This is a genomic window from Winogradskyella psychrotolerans RS-3 (assembly GCF_000427335.1).
Lineage (GTDB): Bacteria > Bacteroidota > Bacteroidia > Flavobacteriales > Flavobacteriaceae > Winogradskyella > Winogradskyella psychrotolerans.
This window is the reverse complement of record NZ_ATMR01000097.1, coordinates 74,040-90,011: the sequence shown is the minus strand read 5'-3', so window position 1 is coordinate 90,011 and position 15,972 is coordinate 74,040. Positions and strand designations below refer to the sequence as shown.

Annotated in this window: 13 protein-coding genes and 1 pseudogene; 10 read left to right on the top strand and 4 right to left on the bottom strand. The window is 34.4% G+C overall.

What is annotated here, in order from left to right:
* Positions 1-68 precede the first annotated feature (68 nt).
* From ADIWIN_RS09755 to ADIWIN_RS09720, 8 genes and pseudogenes are all read left to right on the top strand, one after another.
* Positions 69-626 (top strand): nucleotide exchange factor GrpE, encoded by a 558-nt coding sequence (locus ADIWIN_RS09755; RefSeq protein WP_020894978.1) that lies wholly within the window; start codon positions 69-71, stop codon positions 624-626.
* 52 nt (positions 627-678) lie between these two features.
* Positions 679-1,806, top strand: a complete 1,128-nt coding sequence (gene dnaJ / locus ADIWIN_RS09750; protein ID WP_020894977.1) for a molecular chaperone DnaJ — start codon at positions 679-681, stop codon at positions 1,804-1,806.
* 381 nt (positions 1,807-2,187) lie between these two features.
* Complete coding sequence (locus ADIWIN_RS09745; protein WP_020894976.1) at positions 2,188-3,117, top strand: ABC transporter ATP-binding protein; 930 nt, start codon at positions 2,188-2,190, stop codon at positions 3,115-3,117.
* Entirely contained in the window at positions 3,117-4,430 is a 1,314-nt protein-coding gene (locus ADIWIN_RS09740; RefSeq protein ID WP_020894975.1) for an ABC transporter permease, read from the top strand. The genes ADIWIN_RS09745 and ADIWIN_RS09740 overlap by 1 nt, the downstream gene beginning before the upstream one ends.
* Positions 4,431-4,433: 3 nt before the next feature.
* Complete coding sequence (locus ADIWIN_RS09735; protein ID WP_020894974.1) at positions 4,434-5,309, top strand: mechanosensitive ion channel family protein; 876 nt, start codon at positions 4,434-4,436, stop codon at positions 5,307-5,309.
* 99 nt (positions 5,310-5,408) lie between these two features.
* Positions 5,409-6,570: pseudogene (locus ADIWIN_RS09730) on the top strand (sigma-54-dependent transcriptional regulator).
* A gap of 12 nt (positions 6,571-6,582) precedes the next feature.
* Positions 6,583-7,461 carry a PPK2 family polyphosphate kinase gene (locus ADIWIN_RS09725; RefSeq protein WP_020894971.1) on the top strand — a complete coding sequence of 293 codons (879 nt, stop codon included), beginning with the start codon at positions 6,583-6,585 and terminating at the stop codon, positions 7,459-7,461.
* Between the two features lie 52 nt (positions 7,462-7,513).
* Positions 7,514-8,041 carry a hypothetical protein gene (locus tag ADIWIN_RS09720; protein WP_020894970.1) on the top strand — a complete coding sequence of 176 codons (528 nt, stop codon included), beginning with the start codon at positions 7,514-7,516 and terminating at the stop codon, positions 8,039-8,041.
* A gap of 138 nt (positions 8,042-8,179) precedes the next feature.
* On the opposite strand, the gene ADIWIN_RS21355 is transcribed toward ADIWIN_RS09720, so the two are convergent.
* From ADIWIN_RS21355 to lysA, 4 genes are all read right to left on the bottom strand, one after another.
* Positions 8,180-10,081 (bottom strand): PDZ domain-containing protein, encoded by a 1,902-nt coding sequence (locus ADIWIN_RS21355; protein WP_498370482.1) that lies wholly within the window; start codon positions 10,079-10,081, stop codon positions 8,180-8,182.
* Between the two features lie 74 nt (positions 10,082-10,155).
* Complete coding sequence (locus ADIWIN_RS21350) at positions 10,156-11,448, bottom strand: S41 family peptidase (RefSeq protein WP_020894968.1); 1,293 nt, start codon at positions 11,446-11,448, stop codon at positions 10,156-10,158.
* Between the two features lie 97 nt (positions 11,449-11,545).
* A complete protein-coding gene (locus ADIWIN_RS09710; RefSeq protein ID WP_040756872.1) occupies positions 11,546-12,556 on the bottom strand; it encodes an AI-2E family transporter in 1,011 nt (336 codons plus the stop codon).
* Between the two features lie 89 nt (positions 12,557-12,645).
* Positions 12,646-13,851, bottom strand: coding sequence for a diaminopimelate decarboxylase (lysA, locus tag ADIWIN_RS09705; RefSeq protein WP_020894966.1), 1,206 nt, complete (start codon positions 13,849-13,851; stop codon positions 12,646-12,648).
* A gap of 109 nt (positions 13,852-13,960) precedes the next feature.
* Here lysA and ADIWIN_RS09700 point away from each other — a divergent pair, with 109 nt between their 5' ends.
* Both ADIWIN_RS09700 and sucC read left to right on the top strand, forming a co-directional pair.
* Complete coding sequence (locus ADIWIN_RS09700; protein WP_020894965.1) at positions 13,961-14,617, top strand: hypothetical protein; 657 nt, start codon at positions 13,961-13,963, stop codon at positions 14,615-14,617.
* Positions 14,618-14,757: 140 nt separating this feature from the next.
* Positions 14,758-15,951 carry an ADP-forming succinate--CoA ligase subunit beta gene (gene sucC / locus ADIWIN_RS09695; protein WP_020894964.1) on the top strand — a complete coding sequence of 398 codons (1,194 nt, stop codon included), beginning with the start codon at positions 14,758-14,760 and terminating at the stop codon, positions 15,949-15,951.
* Positions 15,952-15,972: the final 21 nt, after the last annotated feature.

Here is a 15,972-nt window from a genome sequence, read left to right as displayed (position 1 = left end):
ATTTTGACATTTTCGTAATAATGGCAGTACTTTTGCCAATCTAATTGAAAGCAAAAAAAGAACTCAAAATGAGTAAAAAAGATAAAAACAATAAGGTTGAAGATCCACAAGTAGAGGATCAGGCAACAAGTACAGCAGAAGGCGATGTTGAAACACAACAGGAAGAGCTGAAATCTCCAGAAGAACAGTTACAGGATCAATTGGTTGCTGAGAAAGATAAATTTATGCGTTTGTTTGCTGAGTTTGAAAACTATAAAAAACGAACAACTAAAGAGCGTATCGAATTATTTAAAACAGCAAGTCAAGATGTTGTAGTGGCAATGTTGCCAATTTTAGATGATTTTGAACGTGCTTTGTCACATATTGAAGATGACAAAGAAGCAGAAGAGTTAAGAAAAGGAGTCCTGTTAATTTATAATAAATTGCAGAATACATTAGAGCAAAAAGGCTTATCTGTAATAGAGGTAAGACAAGGTGATGTCTTTAATGCAGATAACCATGAAGCAGTAACACAAATTCCGGCACCGACTGATGATCTTAAAGGAAAAATCATTGATGTTATTGAACGAGGTTATAAATTAGGAGAGAAAGTTATTCGTTTCCCAAAGGTGGTAATCGGACAATAATATTGAAATACGAATTTGCACATTTCTGTGAAAATCAAGAATTAATTAGTTGATGAAAGAAGATTATTACGACATATTAGGAATAAGTAAAGGAGCAACTGAAGCTGAAGTAAAAAAAGCTTATCGTAAAATGGCATTAAAATATCATCCAGATAAAAACCCAGATGATACTGAAGCCGAAGAGAAGTTTAAAAAAGCTGCAGAAGCATATGAGGTTTTAAGTAATGCTGACAAAAAAGCACGTTACGACCAATTTGGTCACCAAGCCTTTGATGGCAGCGGAGGCGGAGGCTTTGGCGGAGGTGGCATGAATATGGACGACATCTTCAGTCAATTTGGCGATATCTTTGGCGGCGGAGGCTTCGGAGGTGGAGGCGGATTCAGTGGCTTTGGTGGCGGCGGAAGGCAACGTGTTGTTAAAGGAAGCAATTTGCGTATTCGTGTGACTTTATCACTAGAAGATGTGGCTAATGGAGTTGAAAAGAAGATTAAAGTAAAGCGTAAAATACAAGCGCCAGGTACAACATACAAAACATGTGGTACATGTAATGGTGCTGGTCAAGTCACTAGAGTTACCAACACTATTTTAGGTAGAATGCAAACGGCTTCAGCGTGTCCAACTTGTGGTGGCGCAGGACAAACTATTGACAAAAAACCAGCAGATGCAGATGCACATGGTTTAAAAGTTTCTGATGAAACCGTTACTGTTAAAATTCCAGCAGGTGTAGTCGATGGTATGCAACTTAAAGTTACAGGAAAAGGTAATGATGCACCAGGTAATGGTGTTGCAGGTGATTTATTAGTCGCAATACAAGAAGAAGAGCACCCAACTTTAAAACGCGAAGGTGATAATTTACATTATGATATGTATGTAAGTTTGCCAGATGCGGTTTTAGGTAACTCTAAAGAAATAGATACCGTTACAGGAAAAGTGAGAATAAAAATTGAACCAGGTGTACAATCTGGTAAAATTTTAAGATTACGAGGTAAAGGTATTCCTAGTATTAATGGTTATGGTAAAGGTGATTTGTTGGTTCATGTAAACGTTTGGACACCAAAGACTTTGAGTAAAAAGCAAAAGACATTTTTTGAAAGTATGAAGGATGATGAGCATTTTGAACCTAAACCAGAAAGCTCGGATAAATCTTTTTTTGAAAAGGTAAAAGATATGTTTTCATAAAGGGTGCCTATTTAATAAAAATTAGTATATTTGATTTATCGCTAATCTAATTAGCGGTAATTTTTCTTTTTCATAGCAATTTTTTCCCATCCTTGTCTAACCATAAGGGTGGGTTTTGTTTTTTATATCCTAATGAGTTGATAATAAGTCTTTTTTGATGGTATGTCGCATTGAAAATACTTTTGGTAAAGCAATTATCATCGTCTCATATGCCTTTAGAAATCTTTAAATTTATTAAAATTTGTCTCAATCTGTAGCTCTCTTTTCAAGCTAGTTAAAGAAATATTCAATAATTACCGAAATAGTAAGATATTCTTATTTTAGAATCTATAACATTTAATATATTTACGTAATAACCACATCTTAAAAATTTAGTTTAATATGAACGACTTATTAGTTGCTAATTCCGTCTCAAAAAATTTCGGAGATTTTAAAGCACTAAATCAAGTATCTATTGCTGTGCCAAAAGGTAGCATATTTGGCTTACTTGGCCCAAATGGAGCAGGGAAAACCACCTTAATCCGTATTATAAATCAAATTACCATGCCAGATGAAGGTTCTGTGCTATTAGATGGTCAGCCATTAAAGCCAGAGCATGTTAGGGATATCGGTTATCTGCCAGAAGAGCGCGGATTGTATAAATCCATGAAAGTAGGTGAGCAATGTTTGTATTTAGCACAGTTAAAAGGATTAACGAAAACTGAAGCGAAAGCAAGATTAAAATATTGGTTCGATAAATTAGAGATTGGAGATTGGTGGAATAAGAAAATCCAAGAATTAAGTAAAGGTCAAGCTCAAAAAATACAATTTATTGTAACCGTTCTTCATCAGCCTAAATTGTTGATTTTTGATGAACCTTTTTCTGGTTTCGATCCCATTAATGCTAATTTAATTAAAGATGAAATTTTACAGTTAAGAGACGAAGGAGCTACGGTGATTTTTTCAACACACCGAATGGAATCTGTTGAGGAGTTATGCGACCATATCGCCTTAATTCATAAATCGAATAAAGTCTTAGACGGAAAATTAAACGATATAAAACGTCAATATAAAACGAACACATTTGAAGTTGGACTAGAATCCTTAGATCGAGAAAAAGTGATTTCTGAAATTCAAGATAAATTTGAAGTGCTTCCAGCGACTTTCAGAAACTTAAATGATGATATTAAGTTGAATATTAAAATAAATGGACAAACATCACCTAATGATTTACTGTCATTTTTAACCTCAAAAGCACAGGTGCATCACTTTGTAGAAGTGATACCTTCTGCTAGCGATATTTTTATTCAAACTGTAAAAAACAACCAATAATGAATCATTTACCATTAATTATAAGACGTGAGTACTTTACAAAAGTGAAAAATAAATCATTTATTGTAATGACGTTTTTAAGTCCGTTAATAATGATTGCGCTTTTTGCAGTAGTAGCCTATTTATCGCAATTGAATAACGATAAGGAACGTACCATTTCTGTTTTAGATGAAACAGGTTACTTAGAAGAAGTCTTTCAAAATACAGAGTTCACAACCTACACAAATCTAAACGGATTAAGCCTAGACGACGCCATAGCTTTGGTGAAAGAAAAAGAAGATTATGGTTTATTATATATTGGTAAATCCGGTTCTCTTGATAATGTTTCTGGTAACGTGAAATTTTATTCTGAAGAATCACCATCCTTAAGTGTCATTTCTGGTTTAGAACTTCAGATTGAAAAACGATTAAAAGAAAAGAAACTTGAATTAGACGGAGTTTCCTTGGCGCAAATTGAGGCATCTCAAACAGATATCGAAATCGCACAAGAAAGTTTTGATGGAGAAAAAAGTTCTAAAATAGATAATGTTGTAAAACTTGCATTTGGTGGAGCAGCTGGTTATTTACTGTTTATGTTTATTGTTATTTATGGTAACATGATTATGCGTAGTGTTATAGAAGAAAAAACAAGCAGAATTATCGAAGTTATTATTTCATCTGTAAAACCTATTCAATTAATGATGGGGAAAATTATAGGGACGTCATTAGCTGGTATTACACAGTTTGTAATTTGGGTTATTTTGGGAGGTGTTTTGTTGGTTATTGTTTCTGCCATTTTTGGTATCGATTTAACACAAGTACAAACACCACAGCAAGAAATGATGAACCAAGCTATGCAAGCGGATGGCACGCAAGCGATGGCCGAGAACTTAATCACAGCAATAAGTAACTTACCGTTGACTAATCTTATTATAGCGTTTTTATTCTTCTTTATTGGAGGCTATTTACTTTATAGTTCGCTTTATGCAGCGATTGGTGCGGCAGTAGATAACGAAACGGATACACAACAATTTATGTTGCCAATTCTTATGCCTTTAATTTTAGCAGTTTATGTAGGAGTATTTACGGTTATTGAAGATCCGCATGGTACTATTTCGACGGTATTTTCGTTTATTCCATTGACGTCTCCTGTGGTTATGTTAATGCGTATTCCGTTTGGTGTTCCGTTATGGCAGCAAGGTTTATCTTTAGTACTTCTATTAGGAACATTTATTTTTGCTGTATGGTTTGCGGCTAAAATATATCGTGTTGGTATTTTAATGTATGGCAAAAAACCAACATATAAGGAACTTTTTAAATGGTTGAAATATTAAACAATGGCTCAAGATTTAAGTGAGATAGAAGACAAAATAACAGAGAGTGGTGCTTGGCAGACTATAGTGGATTTCCTCGGGTTACACGTAAATCTTGGTACAGATATTAGTATTTCAATTTTTGATATTCTAATTATCATTACAGTCATTTTTGTTACTACTATTGCCTTAAGAATAGTTTTAAAAATCATGACCCGAAAGGTGCCTGAAGAGAACAAGGGTAAATTTGGTGTTGTTTATGGTTATTTCAGATGGCTTGTATATATTATTATACTCTTAATAACGTTGAACAGCGTAGGTGTAAATGTAACAGCAGTTTTTGCAGCTTCAGCAGCACTTTTAATTGGGATTGGTTTAGCATTACAAACCTTGTTTCAAGATATTATTTCTGGAGTTTTTATACTAATTGATCAATCCGTACATGTTGGTGATATTATTGAAATAGATGGTAAAGTCGGTCGCGTAGATGAAATTAAATTACGAACGACTAGAGCAGTTACTATTGATAATAAGGTTTTAATAATTCCTAATCACTTGTATTTAGAAAACAGCTTGTATAACTGGACACAAAACGGAACCACAACTCGAGAAAATGTAGAAGTTGGTGTCGCTTATGGTAGCGATGTACAGTTGGTTAAGAAATTGTTGTTACAAGCAGCAAGTGCAAATAAGAGTGTACTTTCAGAACCAGAACCAGGAGTCCTTTTTACTAATTTTGGTGACAGTTCTTTAGATTTTAAAGTGTCGTTTACATTAGCAGATAGTTTTAAAGCGCAGTTTCCTAAGAGTGAAATTAGGTTTGAAATTGATCGTCTTTTTAGAGAACATAATGTGTCTATTCCGTTTCCGCAACGCGACATACATATTATTCAAAAATAAAATAGGGTTATGATTTTACACGATTCAAAATAGGATGTAGTTTGAATTATAGTAATAGTTTAAAGGGTTAAAATCATATTCAACATAAAAAATAAAATTATGCCAAAAATATTAATAATTGAAGATGAAGCAGCAATACGACGTGTATTGGTAAAAATACTTTCAGAAGAAAATAGCACCTACCAAGTTGAAGAAGCAGAAGATGGTTTAGTTGGAATTGAAAAAATAAAAAGGACGATTACGATTTAGTGCTTTGTGATATTAAAATGCCAAAAATGGATGGTGTTGAAGTCTTAGAAGCCGTAAAAAAATAAAACCAGAAACCCCAATGGTAATGATATCTGGTCATGGGGATTTAGATACAGCCGTAAACACAATGCGTTTAGGTGCTTTTGATTATATTTCTAAACCGCCAGATTTAAACCGATTATTAAATACAGTTCGTATTGCTTTAGATAGAAAAGAACTCGTTGTAGAAAATAAGATGCTTAAGAAAAAAGTAAGCAAAAACTATGAGATGATTGGTGAGAGTGATGGAGTGGAACGTATTAAAGACATGATTGATAAAGTGGCACCAACAGATGCACGCGTATTAATTACAGGTCCTAATGGAACCGGTAAAGAACTTGTTGCGCATTGGTTACACCAAAAAAGTGAACGCTCTAAAGGTCCAATGATAGAAGTTAATTGTGCCGCAATTCCTTCAGAATTAATTGAAAGCGAATTATTTGGACATGTAAAAGGGGCTTTTACATCGGCGGCAAAAGATAGAGCGGGTAAGTTTGAAGCGGCTAATGGAGGTACCATATTTTTAGATGAAATTGGAGATATGAGTTTATCTGCGCAAGCCAAAGTTTTACGTGCCTTACAAGAAAGTCGCATTCAACGTGTAGGGAGCGATAAGGACATAAAAGTGAATGTTAGAGTAATTGCAGCGACCAACAAAAATCTTAAAAAAGAAATTGAAGAGGGTAACTTTAGAGAAGATTTATATCACAGATTAGCGGTAATTTTAATTGAAGTACCTTCTTTAAATGATAGACGAGTAGATATTCCTCTTTTGATTAATTATTTTTCTGAAAAGATTTCTAATGAGCACGGAACGGCTAAAAAGTCATTTGCAGATAAAGCTATTAAGTTACTTCAGAATTATGATTGGACAGGTAACATACGTGAATTACGTAATGTGGTAGAACGCCTTATTATTTTAGGTGGAACTGAAGTAAGTGAAAGTGATGTCAAAGCTTTTGCTTCAAAATAAAACCTAGTTATTATGAAAGATATCAAGATAGACGATTTCGAAATTTCAGCTCAAATCAATATTAAAGATTTGCCAACAAAGTTCGATTTAGATGCAAGTGAAAAGAAGATAGAAAAAGAATTAAGAAAAGTCAGTCGCGATTTAGCAGACATCCAAAATCGAATGTATGCGCATGGAAAATATTCGGTGCTTTTTTGTATTCAAGGCATGGATACGGCTGGTAAAGATAGTTTGATTCGTGAAGTTTTTAAAGAATTTAATGTTAGGGGAATTATAGCGCATAGCTTCAAGAAACCAACAGATTTAGAATTAAAACACGATTATCTTTGGCGACATGTTAGAGCTTTACCTGCAAGAGGGAAGTTTGGTATTTTTAATAGAACACATTACGAAAATGTATTGGTTACAAGGGTACATCCTGAATATCTAATGTATGAGAATATTCCAAACGTAACATCGCTAGATGATGTTGATGATACTTTTTGGGACAAACGATTCAATCAAATTAATAACTTTGAAAAGCATATTGCAGATAACGGCACAATCATTTTTAAATTCTTTCTGAATCTTTCAAAAGAAGAACAAAAGAATAGATTACTAAGACGTTTAAATAAGCCTAATAAAAATTGGAAATTCTCACCAGACGATCTAGATGAGCGTGAGCATTGGGATAATTATCAAACATGTTATGAAGACGCGATTAATAAAACGTCTAAGCCTCATGCACCTTGGTATAATCTTCCTGCAGACGACAAGCCAACGGCGAGATATATTGTAGCAAAAATACTTTACGATACACTTAAGGAATATACAGATATTAAGGAGCCAGAATTACCTGAGAGTCAGAAAGAGAATATAGATTCTTACAAGCATCAACTTGAAAATGAATAAGGTGAATACTCTGATTATAAAAATTCTATTAATTTGCAATATTATAGTTCCAATGTTTAGTGACGCCCAAAATAACGATGACCTTCCGTATTATGAATTACCTGAAGCTTCAGAAGAGTTTACAGCAGGCACTATGGCAGCGCGTATGATTGATGCCTTAGGGTTCCGGTTTTACTGGTCTACAGATAGTTTAACGTCTAAAGATTTAGTGTTTAGGGCTAACCAAGAAGGGAAATCGACTGAAGAAATTATAATTCATATTTATAATTTATCTAATACTATTGTAAATTCAACTTTAAAGCAATCAAACCATAAAGAAAAAGAAGATCTGTCTTATGCCGAGTTGAGATCTAAAACATTACACAATTTAAAAACTGCGGCAGATATTTTAAGAGCGAGTGATGATATTTCGCAATACAAAATTATTTTTGGAGACCGTGAAATTCCGTTTTGGAATCAAATAAATGGCCCAATTGCAGATTCAATTTGGCATTGTGGTCAAATAGCAATTAATAGACGAACAACAGGTAATCCTATGAATCCTAAAGTGAATCATTTTACAGGAAAGATCGGGTCTTAAATTGTCTGTTTCTTTGTCTTATCACGTTTCATCTTTATCTTCCTTCTTCATTTGAATATATTAAGATATGAGCCGCACTCCTAATCGAGAAAAAAGGATTACGGCAAATACCATTACTATATCTAAACCTGTCATGTATTAATTTCCCTTTGCTGGTTGAGGAAACGGAGGGATTTTAACCTCTTTTTTAATACTTAATTGTTTCATTAATTCTGCAACTCCTCTTTCAAGCTGAGGATCATTTCCTTTATACAATGATTTTGCATCTTGTCTAACTTCAATATCTGGTGCCACTCCTTCGTTTTCGGCAATCCATTTATTATTTATAGGATCAAACACGGCATTGTCTGGAGACGTTAATGAACCACCATCGATTAAAGCATAATGTGTTGAGGATTTTACTAAACCTCCCCAAGTTGTCATACCAATTAATTTACCAACATTTTGTTGTCTAAATACCCATGGGAAGAAATCTCCACCAGAACCTGCAAGTTCATTAATCAATAAAACTTTTGGACCCAATATACCTGCCGGAAGTGTTAACGGTTTACCATTTGGTACTTCATTAGTTAAGCCGGCTCTTAAGCTACGTGTCATTAAATCGACCATGTAATCATCTAATAACCCACCACCATTAAAGCGTTCGTCAATAACAGCACCTTCTTTATCTTGTTGGGCAAAGTAATATCTATTGAAAGACACAAACCCAGGACCTCCGGTATTTGGAACCCAAATATATCCTAAACGACCGTTTGATAATTTATCGACTAGTCTACGGTTGTCCTCAACCCAAGTGCGTTGTCTTAATGAGTTTTCATTAGAAATAGGTTCAACAATTTCTGTCCAGTTGCCTTTAAATTCAGGTTTGTCATTAATATGAAGAATAGTTTGTTTGCCAGATGTTCCATCTAAATATTTATAAAAATTATCGTCGGCTTTTATTTCGTTTCCATTGATACCAACGATATATTGGCCCTCTTCTATGTTTAATCCAGGAGCGTCTAGAGGACCAGTTAAACCTGGATTCCAACTTTCAGTAGTGAAAATACGATCGATTTTCCAGTGGTTTTTGTCGGTACTCATATCAGCACCTAATAAACCTGTTGTAGATCTTTCAATTTCTGGATAATCGCCTCCTCTAACAAAACTATGGCCAACAGATAATTCACCATTTACCTGATCTAGAATGTAATATAAATCGGCACGATGCTTTATAAATGGAACCAATGGAGCGTAACGTTTGTAAACCACATTCCAATCACGACCATGCATGTTTGGATCGTAAAAATAATCGCGTTCGTATCTCCAAGCTTCTTCAAACATTTGTTCCCATTCCGCGGAACGATCTAAATTCATTTGTAAATTTATTTTGAGGCGTTTGCCACCTTTTGCATCTCCACCTTTGGTACTAATCACTTGCCAATCACCATTAATTTGAGCTAACATATGTTCGCCATTTGTGGTCACTGAAACCGAACGCACGCCAGACGCAAATTCTTTGTTCTCTTGTTTTTCAAGATCAAATTTGTGAAGTAGTGCTCCTCTATCATTTGGGACATATTCTGAAATAAACATGGATCCTTTTGGACCAGCTACAATGTAGCCATAGTTTCTAGAAGGTATTGGCAATGCTAGTGTTCTACGGCCAATGTTTTCAAAATCTATGAGCATTGGTTTATTCTCATCATCTTTTTTATCTTTTGAATCTTTGTCTTCTTTTTTGTCATCACTTTTCTCTTCTGCTTCTTTTTTGATGTCTTCTTCGTCACTTTTTGGTTTAAATGGAGAATCGTCATTAGCATCTAAATTAATCACATAAGCAGCGTAGGCAGGGTTTGCCGTCATGGAACTTGTGTTCGCCCAACCCGATCCAAGAGCAACATCGGTACTTGCTAAAAAGTAAAGTTGTTTTTTATTTAAATCCCAAGCCGGTGAAAAGGAATCTGCAAAAGCATCCGTAATTGGTTTTGTGGTATCTTTCTCAATAGAATAAATATAAATTTGTCTGAAGTTATTGGAAGCCGATTTTTGATAGGCAATCCAATTACTATCTGGTGACCACTTTAATTCAATACTGTTACGTTCTAAATTAGTGCCCCCAATATCAATGGTTTTTACTTTTTCGTTTCTAAATTTACAAAACGTAAACGTACATCATCATCAACAAAGGCAATATGTTTTCCGTCTGGTGACCATGTCGGATTCCATGCTAGTTTGGATTCTCCAATAGAAATAGTTTCAGGTTTTGATAATCCATCCTGATCAGAAATCATTAATGCATAATTTTTTCTGTCCGCATCAGAAAACCAAGCAATTTTATCACCTTTTGGTGACCAAATAGGTCGTCTGTCTGCTGTGCCAGAACTTTCAGTAATATTTCTAGAATCACCAAATTCTACAGGAATTGTAAAGATATCTCCACGAGATTGCATTATGGCACGTTTTCCGTTTGGAGATAAAGAGGCTGAACGGGTGGAATTAGAAACATCTTCCCATTTGGTTTCAGACCATGGAAAATCACCAACCACAGTAATTGATAGTTGGGTATGTTTACCTGTTGAAATATTCATGGTATGTAAATAACCATCGCGTTCATAAATCAAAGTGTCATCATTACCACTTAGCCATTTCACATCAGAACCTTTAAAAGTTGTAATTTGTTGAATTGATTTTGTCTTCGGATTGAAAGACCAAATATTCGCTACTAAATCGCGATCTGACAGAAAATAAATGTTTTCACCTAACCACATTGGCTGAATATCTGTTGTTTTTTCATTTGGGAGTAAAACTTCATTCTGCGTTTTTAAATCCAATATAATAAGTGGTGTATTTTGTCCTCCTCTATAGGCGCGCCATTCTTCATCCCAACGATCCATTTTGTCTAAAATCAACTGCGTTCCGTCTGGTGAGTAAGAGCCATCATTACTCCATTGTTTCGTTAAGAGTTGCGGTGCTCCGCCTTCAACCGAAATCGTATAAAGTCTGTTATATGGCCGTGGTGCTGTTTCTCTGTTACTCGCAAATAAGATATGCTTTCCATCATTTGTCCAACCTCTAACTACAGAGCCGCTAGGATGCCAAGTTAAGCGTTTTGGTTCTCCTCCGTTTTTAGAAACCACATACACGTTGTTTGTGCCAGCTCTGTTAGAACTGAATGCAATCCAATTACCATCTGGTGAAAAGTAAGGGTTCGATTCCACGGCAGCAGTCGAAGTGATGCGCTTAGAGTCGCTAGAGTTTAATGCTGAAACCCAAATATCGCTTCCGTATGTATAAGTAATATGAGTAGCACTTATATCTGGTGACCGGAGTAATCTGGTGCCTTGAGCAAATGATAAAATGCTGGTGAATAGAAATAATACAGTAAGAATTGGGGTTTGATGCTGCGTTTTAAATTTTAACGTCATGTGAGAGGGTTGATTAAATTATTTATAATGAAGTTATAAAGTTACTAATAACTTAATGACTATTATTAAAATTTAATCAATTCCAAAGACCGTCTATCTAAGACTTACCATATTCCTCTTTATATATTCTAACTAAGGCCATGAAAATACTAATTAATAAGGGACCAAAAATTAATCCTATAAACCCGAATAAAGGCACACCGACAATAACACCAATCAATGTGATTAACGGATGGACATTATCTAATTTCTTTAGCACATACAGTCTTATAATGTTATCGGTTAAACCGACCACAACCACACCATAAATTAATATTCCCCATGCCTGAAATGAATTTCCAGCGGATAAGGACAATATGAATACGGGTATAATTCCTATAAAGGTTCCAATAAACGGAATCATGGACCCGATGGTAACGATAACAAACCAAAAGAACGGTTCTTCGATACCAAAAATAAGAAAACCAATTAATGCAATTATACCTTGAGCAATAGCGACTAACGGAATACCAATGGCGTTAGATTTTACCATGGCTTGTACTTCTTTACCAATTTCATTAACATTATCTGTATTTAAAGGCAGATAATCGCGTAAGGATTGTCTTAGTTCCTTTCGATTTGTTAACATGAAAAACAGCATAAAGTACATTAAGCCTATCGCTATGAGTAAGTTAAATGTATTGCCAGCCATGCTTTGTAAACTTTCAGAAAGCCATGTAGTTATGCCTTGTGTATCAATTTGAGAGTTGATATCAATCCCAGTTGCAAATTTTACTTTGCTTACTTGATCTTTAAAAGCATCAATGACCTTTTCGCTATTGCCTGCAACATCAGAAATTTTATTTCCTAACATTATACCAAAGCCAGTAAGTGGAATCATTATAAGTATAAAAGAACCTAACATTAGGGTCATTGCTGCCAATGCAGGTTTCCAACTATAGTGATTTACTAACCGTTTCATTGGTTTTCTCAACAATATATAGAATGTAATGGCTCCTAAAACGCCAGTCAAATACGGTAACATTTCACGAAAAATCAAACTACCAAAGAGTAAGATTAATAGTAAAACAAAGATTTGACGAATTATTTTAGGAGGAATTTGATTCATGTTGATGGCGTTTGTAATTACTCAAAGGTAGTTGCAAACACCATCCAAAGGTGCTCTTAAACAAAAAAGATTAACGCAATTAAATGTATTTATAGGACAATCTCAACTTGATTATTCAGAATGTCATCAAAAGTTTCACGCTTTCTAATTAAATGAGCTTTTCCCTTGTAAAGTAACACTTCTGCTGGTCTATAGCGCGAGTTGTAGTTGCTGGCCATTGAATAACAATAGGCACCAGCATTTTTAAAACACAGAATGTCGTTTTCGTTGATTTCAGAAATACGTCTGTTATTTGCAAATGTGTCCGTTTCACAGATATAACCAACCACAGAATAAAAACGTTCGCGTCCTTTAGGATTCGAAATATTTAAAATCTCATGTTGAGAGCCATATAACATTGGACGTATTAAATGATTAAAACCAGAATCAACTTGAGCAAAGACAGTTGACGTTGTCTGCTTAACTACATTTACTTTGGCTAAAAACACACCAGCTTCACTTACAAGAAATTTACCAGGCTCAAACGCTAAGGTTAAATCTTTACCGTATTCTTTACAGAATTCGTTGAAACGTTGCGATAATTTTTCGCCTAATTCTTCAATATTGGTTTCAATGTCTCCTTTTTTATAAGGCACTTTAAATCCAGAACCGAAATCTATAAATTCAAGAGTTTTGAAGTTTTTAGCCGTGTCAAATAAAATTTCACTGGCATATAAGAAGACATCAATATCTAAAATATCACTTCCGGTATGCATGTGAATGCCGTTGATATTCATATTCGTGTTTTCTACAATACGAAGTAATAAAGGAATCTGATGAATTGAAATCCCGAATTTACTATCAATATGTCCAACAGAAATATTGGTATTTCCACCAGCCATTACATGTGGATTTATTCGGATACAAACAGGAACTTTAGGATGCTTCGTTCCAAATTGTTCTAAGATTGAAAGGTTATCAATGTTAATTTGAACACCTAATTTTGCAGCTTCTTCAATCTCTTCAAGAGACACACCATTGGGAGTGAAAATAATATCTTCGGGTTTAAATCCGGCTTTTAAACCTAATCGCAATTCTTGAATCGAAACGGTATCAATTCCTGAACCCAACTTATTAAACAATCTTAGAACTGAAATATTCGACAATGCTTTAACGGCATAGTTAAGCTTCAGGTTTTTTACCTTACTAAACGCTTTTGTTAATCGCTTGTATTGAAATTCAATTTTTTCAGCGTCATAAACATAAACAGGACTTCCAAAATCCTTTGCAATTTGTAATAAGGTACTATCTTTCATTCTTTCTTTGTCTTTAAGTGAGATGGCGAAAATATATGTAATCCACATAATAAACATAAAAATGACAAAAAATGGTTATTTTTACACAAAATGTTAAATAGTTAACAAAATGAAGACTATTGCTTCTTGTGTTCAAGATATTATTGTGGCTAGTCCCTTCTTAGAAGAAGGCTTATCTAGAGAAATTATAAATTTTTCTGCTTTAGCAAAAGAGTTGAATGGACCGATTTCCAAAATGCTGCGGAAACCTATAAAAGATGGGGCTATTATGATGGCATTACGACGTTATCAACAACCTCTAAATCTTGAAAATTCAAAAAGTTTAAAGAAAACCTTTAATGAATTGGGTGATATAACGGTGCGCTCTAACTTAAGTGATTTTACATTCCAAAATTCAAAAACCTTAATACATAGTCACTCGCAAATCTTAGAGAAAATTAGTGAAAATCACCAAACGTTTTATGCCTTTACACGTGGTATGTTTGAAAGCAATATTATTATATCTACATCTGAAAAAGAGACTGTTATCAAGGCATTTAAAAACGAAAATCAAATAGGATTACAAGAAAAACTGTCTGCCATTAGTATTTATTTACCTAAAGGAAATTCTAAAATAGTGGGCTTGTATTATCAGATTTTTAAACGTTTAGCTTGGGAAAACATAACCTTATATGAAGTCGTTTCTACAACCAATGAATTTACAATTGTGGTTGAAGATTATTTAGTGGATAAGGCATTTTCGGCTATAAAACGATTGATAGATTAAATGAAATAATAATTTCAGTTTAAAGGCATATTTGCTAATTTCTAAATGAGATATTATTAAGCTTAAATCAATTTTAAAAACTATTGGTAAAAACTATTAGTATGCTTATTTTTGTTGGACCAATAAATTTCTGATTAAAAATGAATTTACACGAATATCAAGGAAAAGAATTATTAAGCAGTTTTGGAGTACGAATTCAACGTGGAATTGTAGCTCAAAGTGCTAAAGAAGCTGTTGATGCAGCAAAGCAATTAACAGCTGAAACTGAAACAGGTTGGCATGTTATAAAAGCACAAGTTCATGCAGGTGGACGTGGAAAAGGTGGAGGCGTTAAGTTGGCTAAAAACCTTAAGGAAGTTGAAGAAATTGCAGGACAAATCATAGGAATGGATTTGGTAACACCTCAAACTTCTGCAGAAGGAAAACGTGTTCATCAAGTTTTAGTTGCTGAAGATGTTTACTATCCAGGTGAAAGTGAGCCAAAAGAATATTATATGTCTGTTTTATTAAATCGTGCTACAGGAAGAAACATGATTGTATATTCTACAGAAGGTGGAATGGATATTGAAACGGTTGCCGAAGAAACTCCAGAATTAATACATAACGAAGAAATTGATCCTGCTACAGGGATTTTACCTTTTCAAGCGCGTCGTATCGCGTTTAACTTAGGTTTATCGGGTGCTGCTTTTAAAGAAATGACAAAATTTGTTACGGCTTTATATACTGCTTACGATAAATCGGATGCGTCTTTATTTGAAATCAACCCAGTACTAAAAACTAGTGATAGTAAAATAATGGCTGTTGATGCTAAAGTAACTTTAGATGCAAACGCTTTATACAGACATAGAGATTTAGCTGCATTACGTGATTTACGTGAAGAAAACCAGATTGAAGTTGAAGCAGGTGCTTTAGGTTTAAACTATGTGGACTTAGACGGAAACGTTGGTTGTATGGTAAATGGTGCTGGTTTAGCAATGGCAACAATGGATTTAATTAAGCAAGCAGGTGGTGAGCCAGCTAACTTTTTAGATGTTGGTGGTACTGCAGATGCGGCTAGAGTAGAAGCAGCTTTTAAAATCATATTAAAAGATCCTGCGGTAAAAGCAATCTTAATTAATATTTTTGGTGGTATTGTACGTTGTGATCGTGTGGCTCAAGGTGTCATTGACGCGTATAAAAACATGGGCAACATTACAGTGCCAATCATTGTACGTTTACAAGGAACAAATGCAGACATCGCAAAAGAACTAATTGATAATTCTGGTTTAGATGTAATGAGTGCAACTGAATTCCAAGAAGCAGCTGATAAGGTGCAAGAAGTATTAAATAAATAATAAGTATCTAATAAGGTTTTT

Coding starts and splice junctions, on each gene's coding strand:
- ADIWIN_RS09725 (WP_020894971.1), top strand. CDS start 6,583: ATGAAAGATATCAAGATAGACGATTTCGAAATTTCAGCTCAAATCAAT.
- lysA (WP_020894966.1), bottom strand. CDS start 13,851: ATGAAAGATAGTACCTTATTACAAATTGCAAAGGATTTTGGAAGTCCT.
- dnaJ (WP_020894977.1), top strand. CDS start 679: ATGAAAGAAGATTATTACGACATATTAGGAATAAGTAAAGGAGCAACT.
- ADIWIN_RS09710 (WP_040756872.1), bottom strand. CDS start 12,556: ATGAATCAAATTCCTCCTAAAATAATTCGTCAAATCTTTGTTTTACTA.
- ADIWIN_RS09720 (WP_020894970.1), top strand. CDS start 7,514: ATGTTTAGTGACGCCCAAAATAACGATGACCTTCCGTATTATGAATTA.
- sucC (WP_020894964.1), top strand. CDS start 14,758: ATGAATTTACACGAATATCAAGGAAAAGAATTATTAAGCAGTTTTGGA.
- ADIWIN_RS09735 (WP_020894974.1), top strand. CDS start 4,434: ATGGCTCAAGATTTAAGTGAGATAGAAGACAAAATAACAGAGAGTGGT.
- ADIWIN_RS09700 (WP_020894965.1), top strand. CDS start 13,961: ATGAAGACTATTGCTTCTTGTGTTCAAGATATTATTGTGGCTAGTCCC.
- ADIWIN_RS09740 (WP_020894975.1), top strand. CDS start 3,117: ATGAATCATTTACCATTAATTATAAGACGTGAGTACTTTACAAAAGTG.
- ADIWIN_RS09745 (WP_020894976.1), top strand. CDS start 2,188: ATGAACGACTTATTAGTTGCTAATTCCGTCTCAAAAAATTTCGGAGAT.
- ADIWIN_RS21350 (WP_020894968.1), bottom strand. CDS start 11,448: ATGACGTTAAAATTTAAAACGCAGCATCAAACCCCAATTCTTACTGTA.
- ADIWIN_RS09755 (WP_020894978.1), top strand. CDS start 69: ATGAGTAAAAAAGATAAAAACAATAAGGTTGAAGATCCACAAGTAGAG.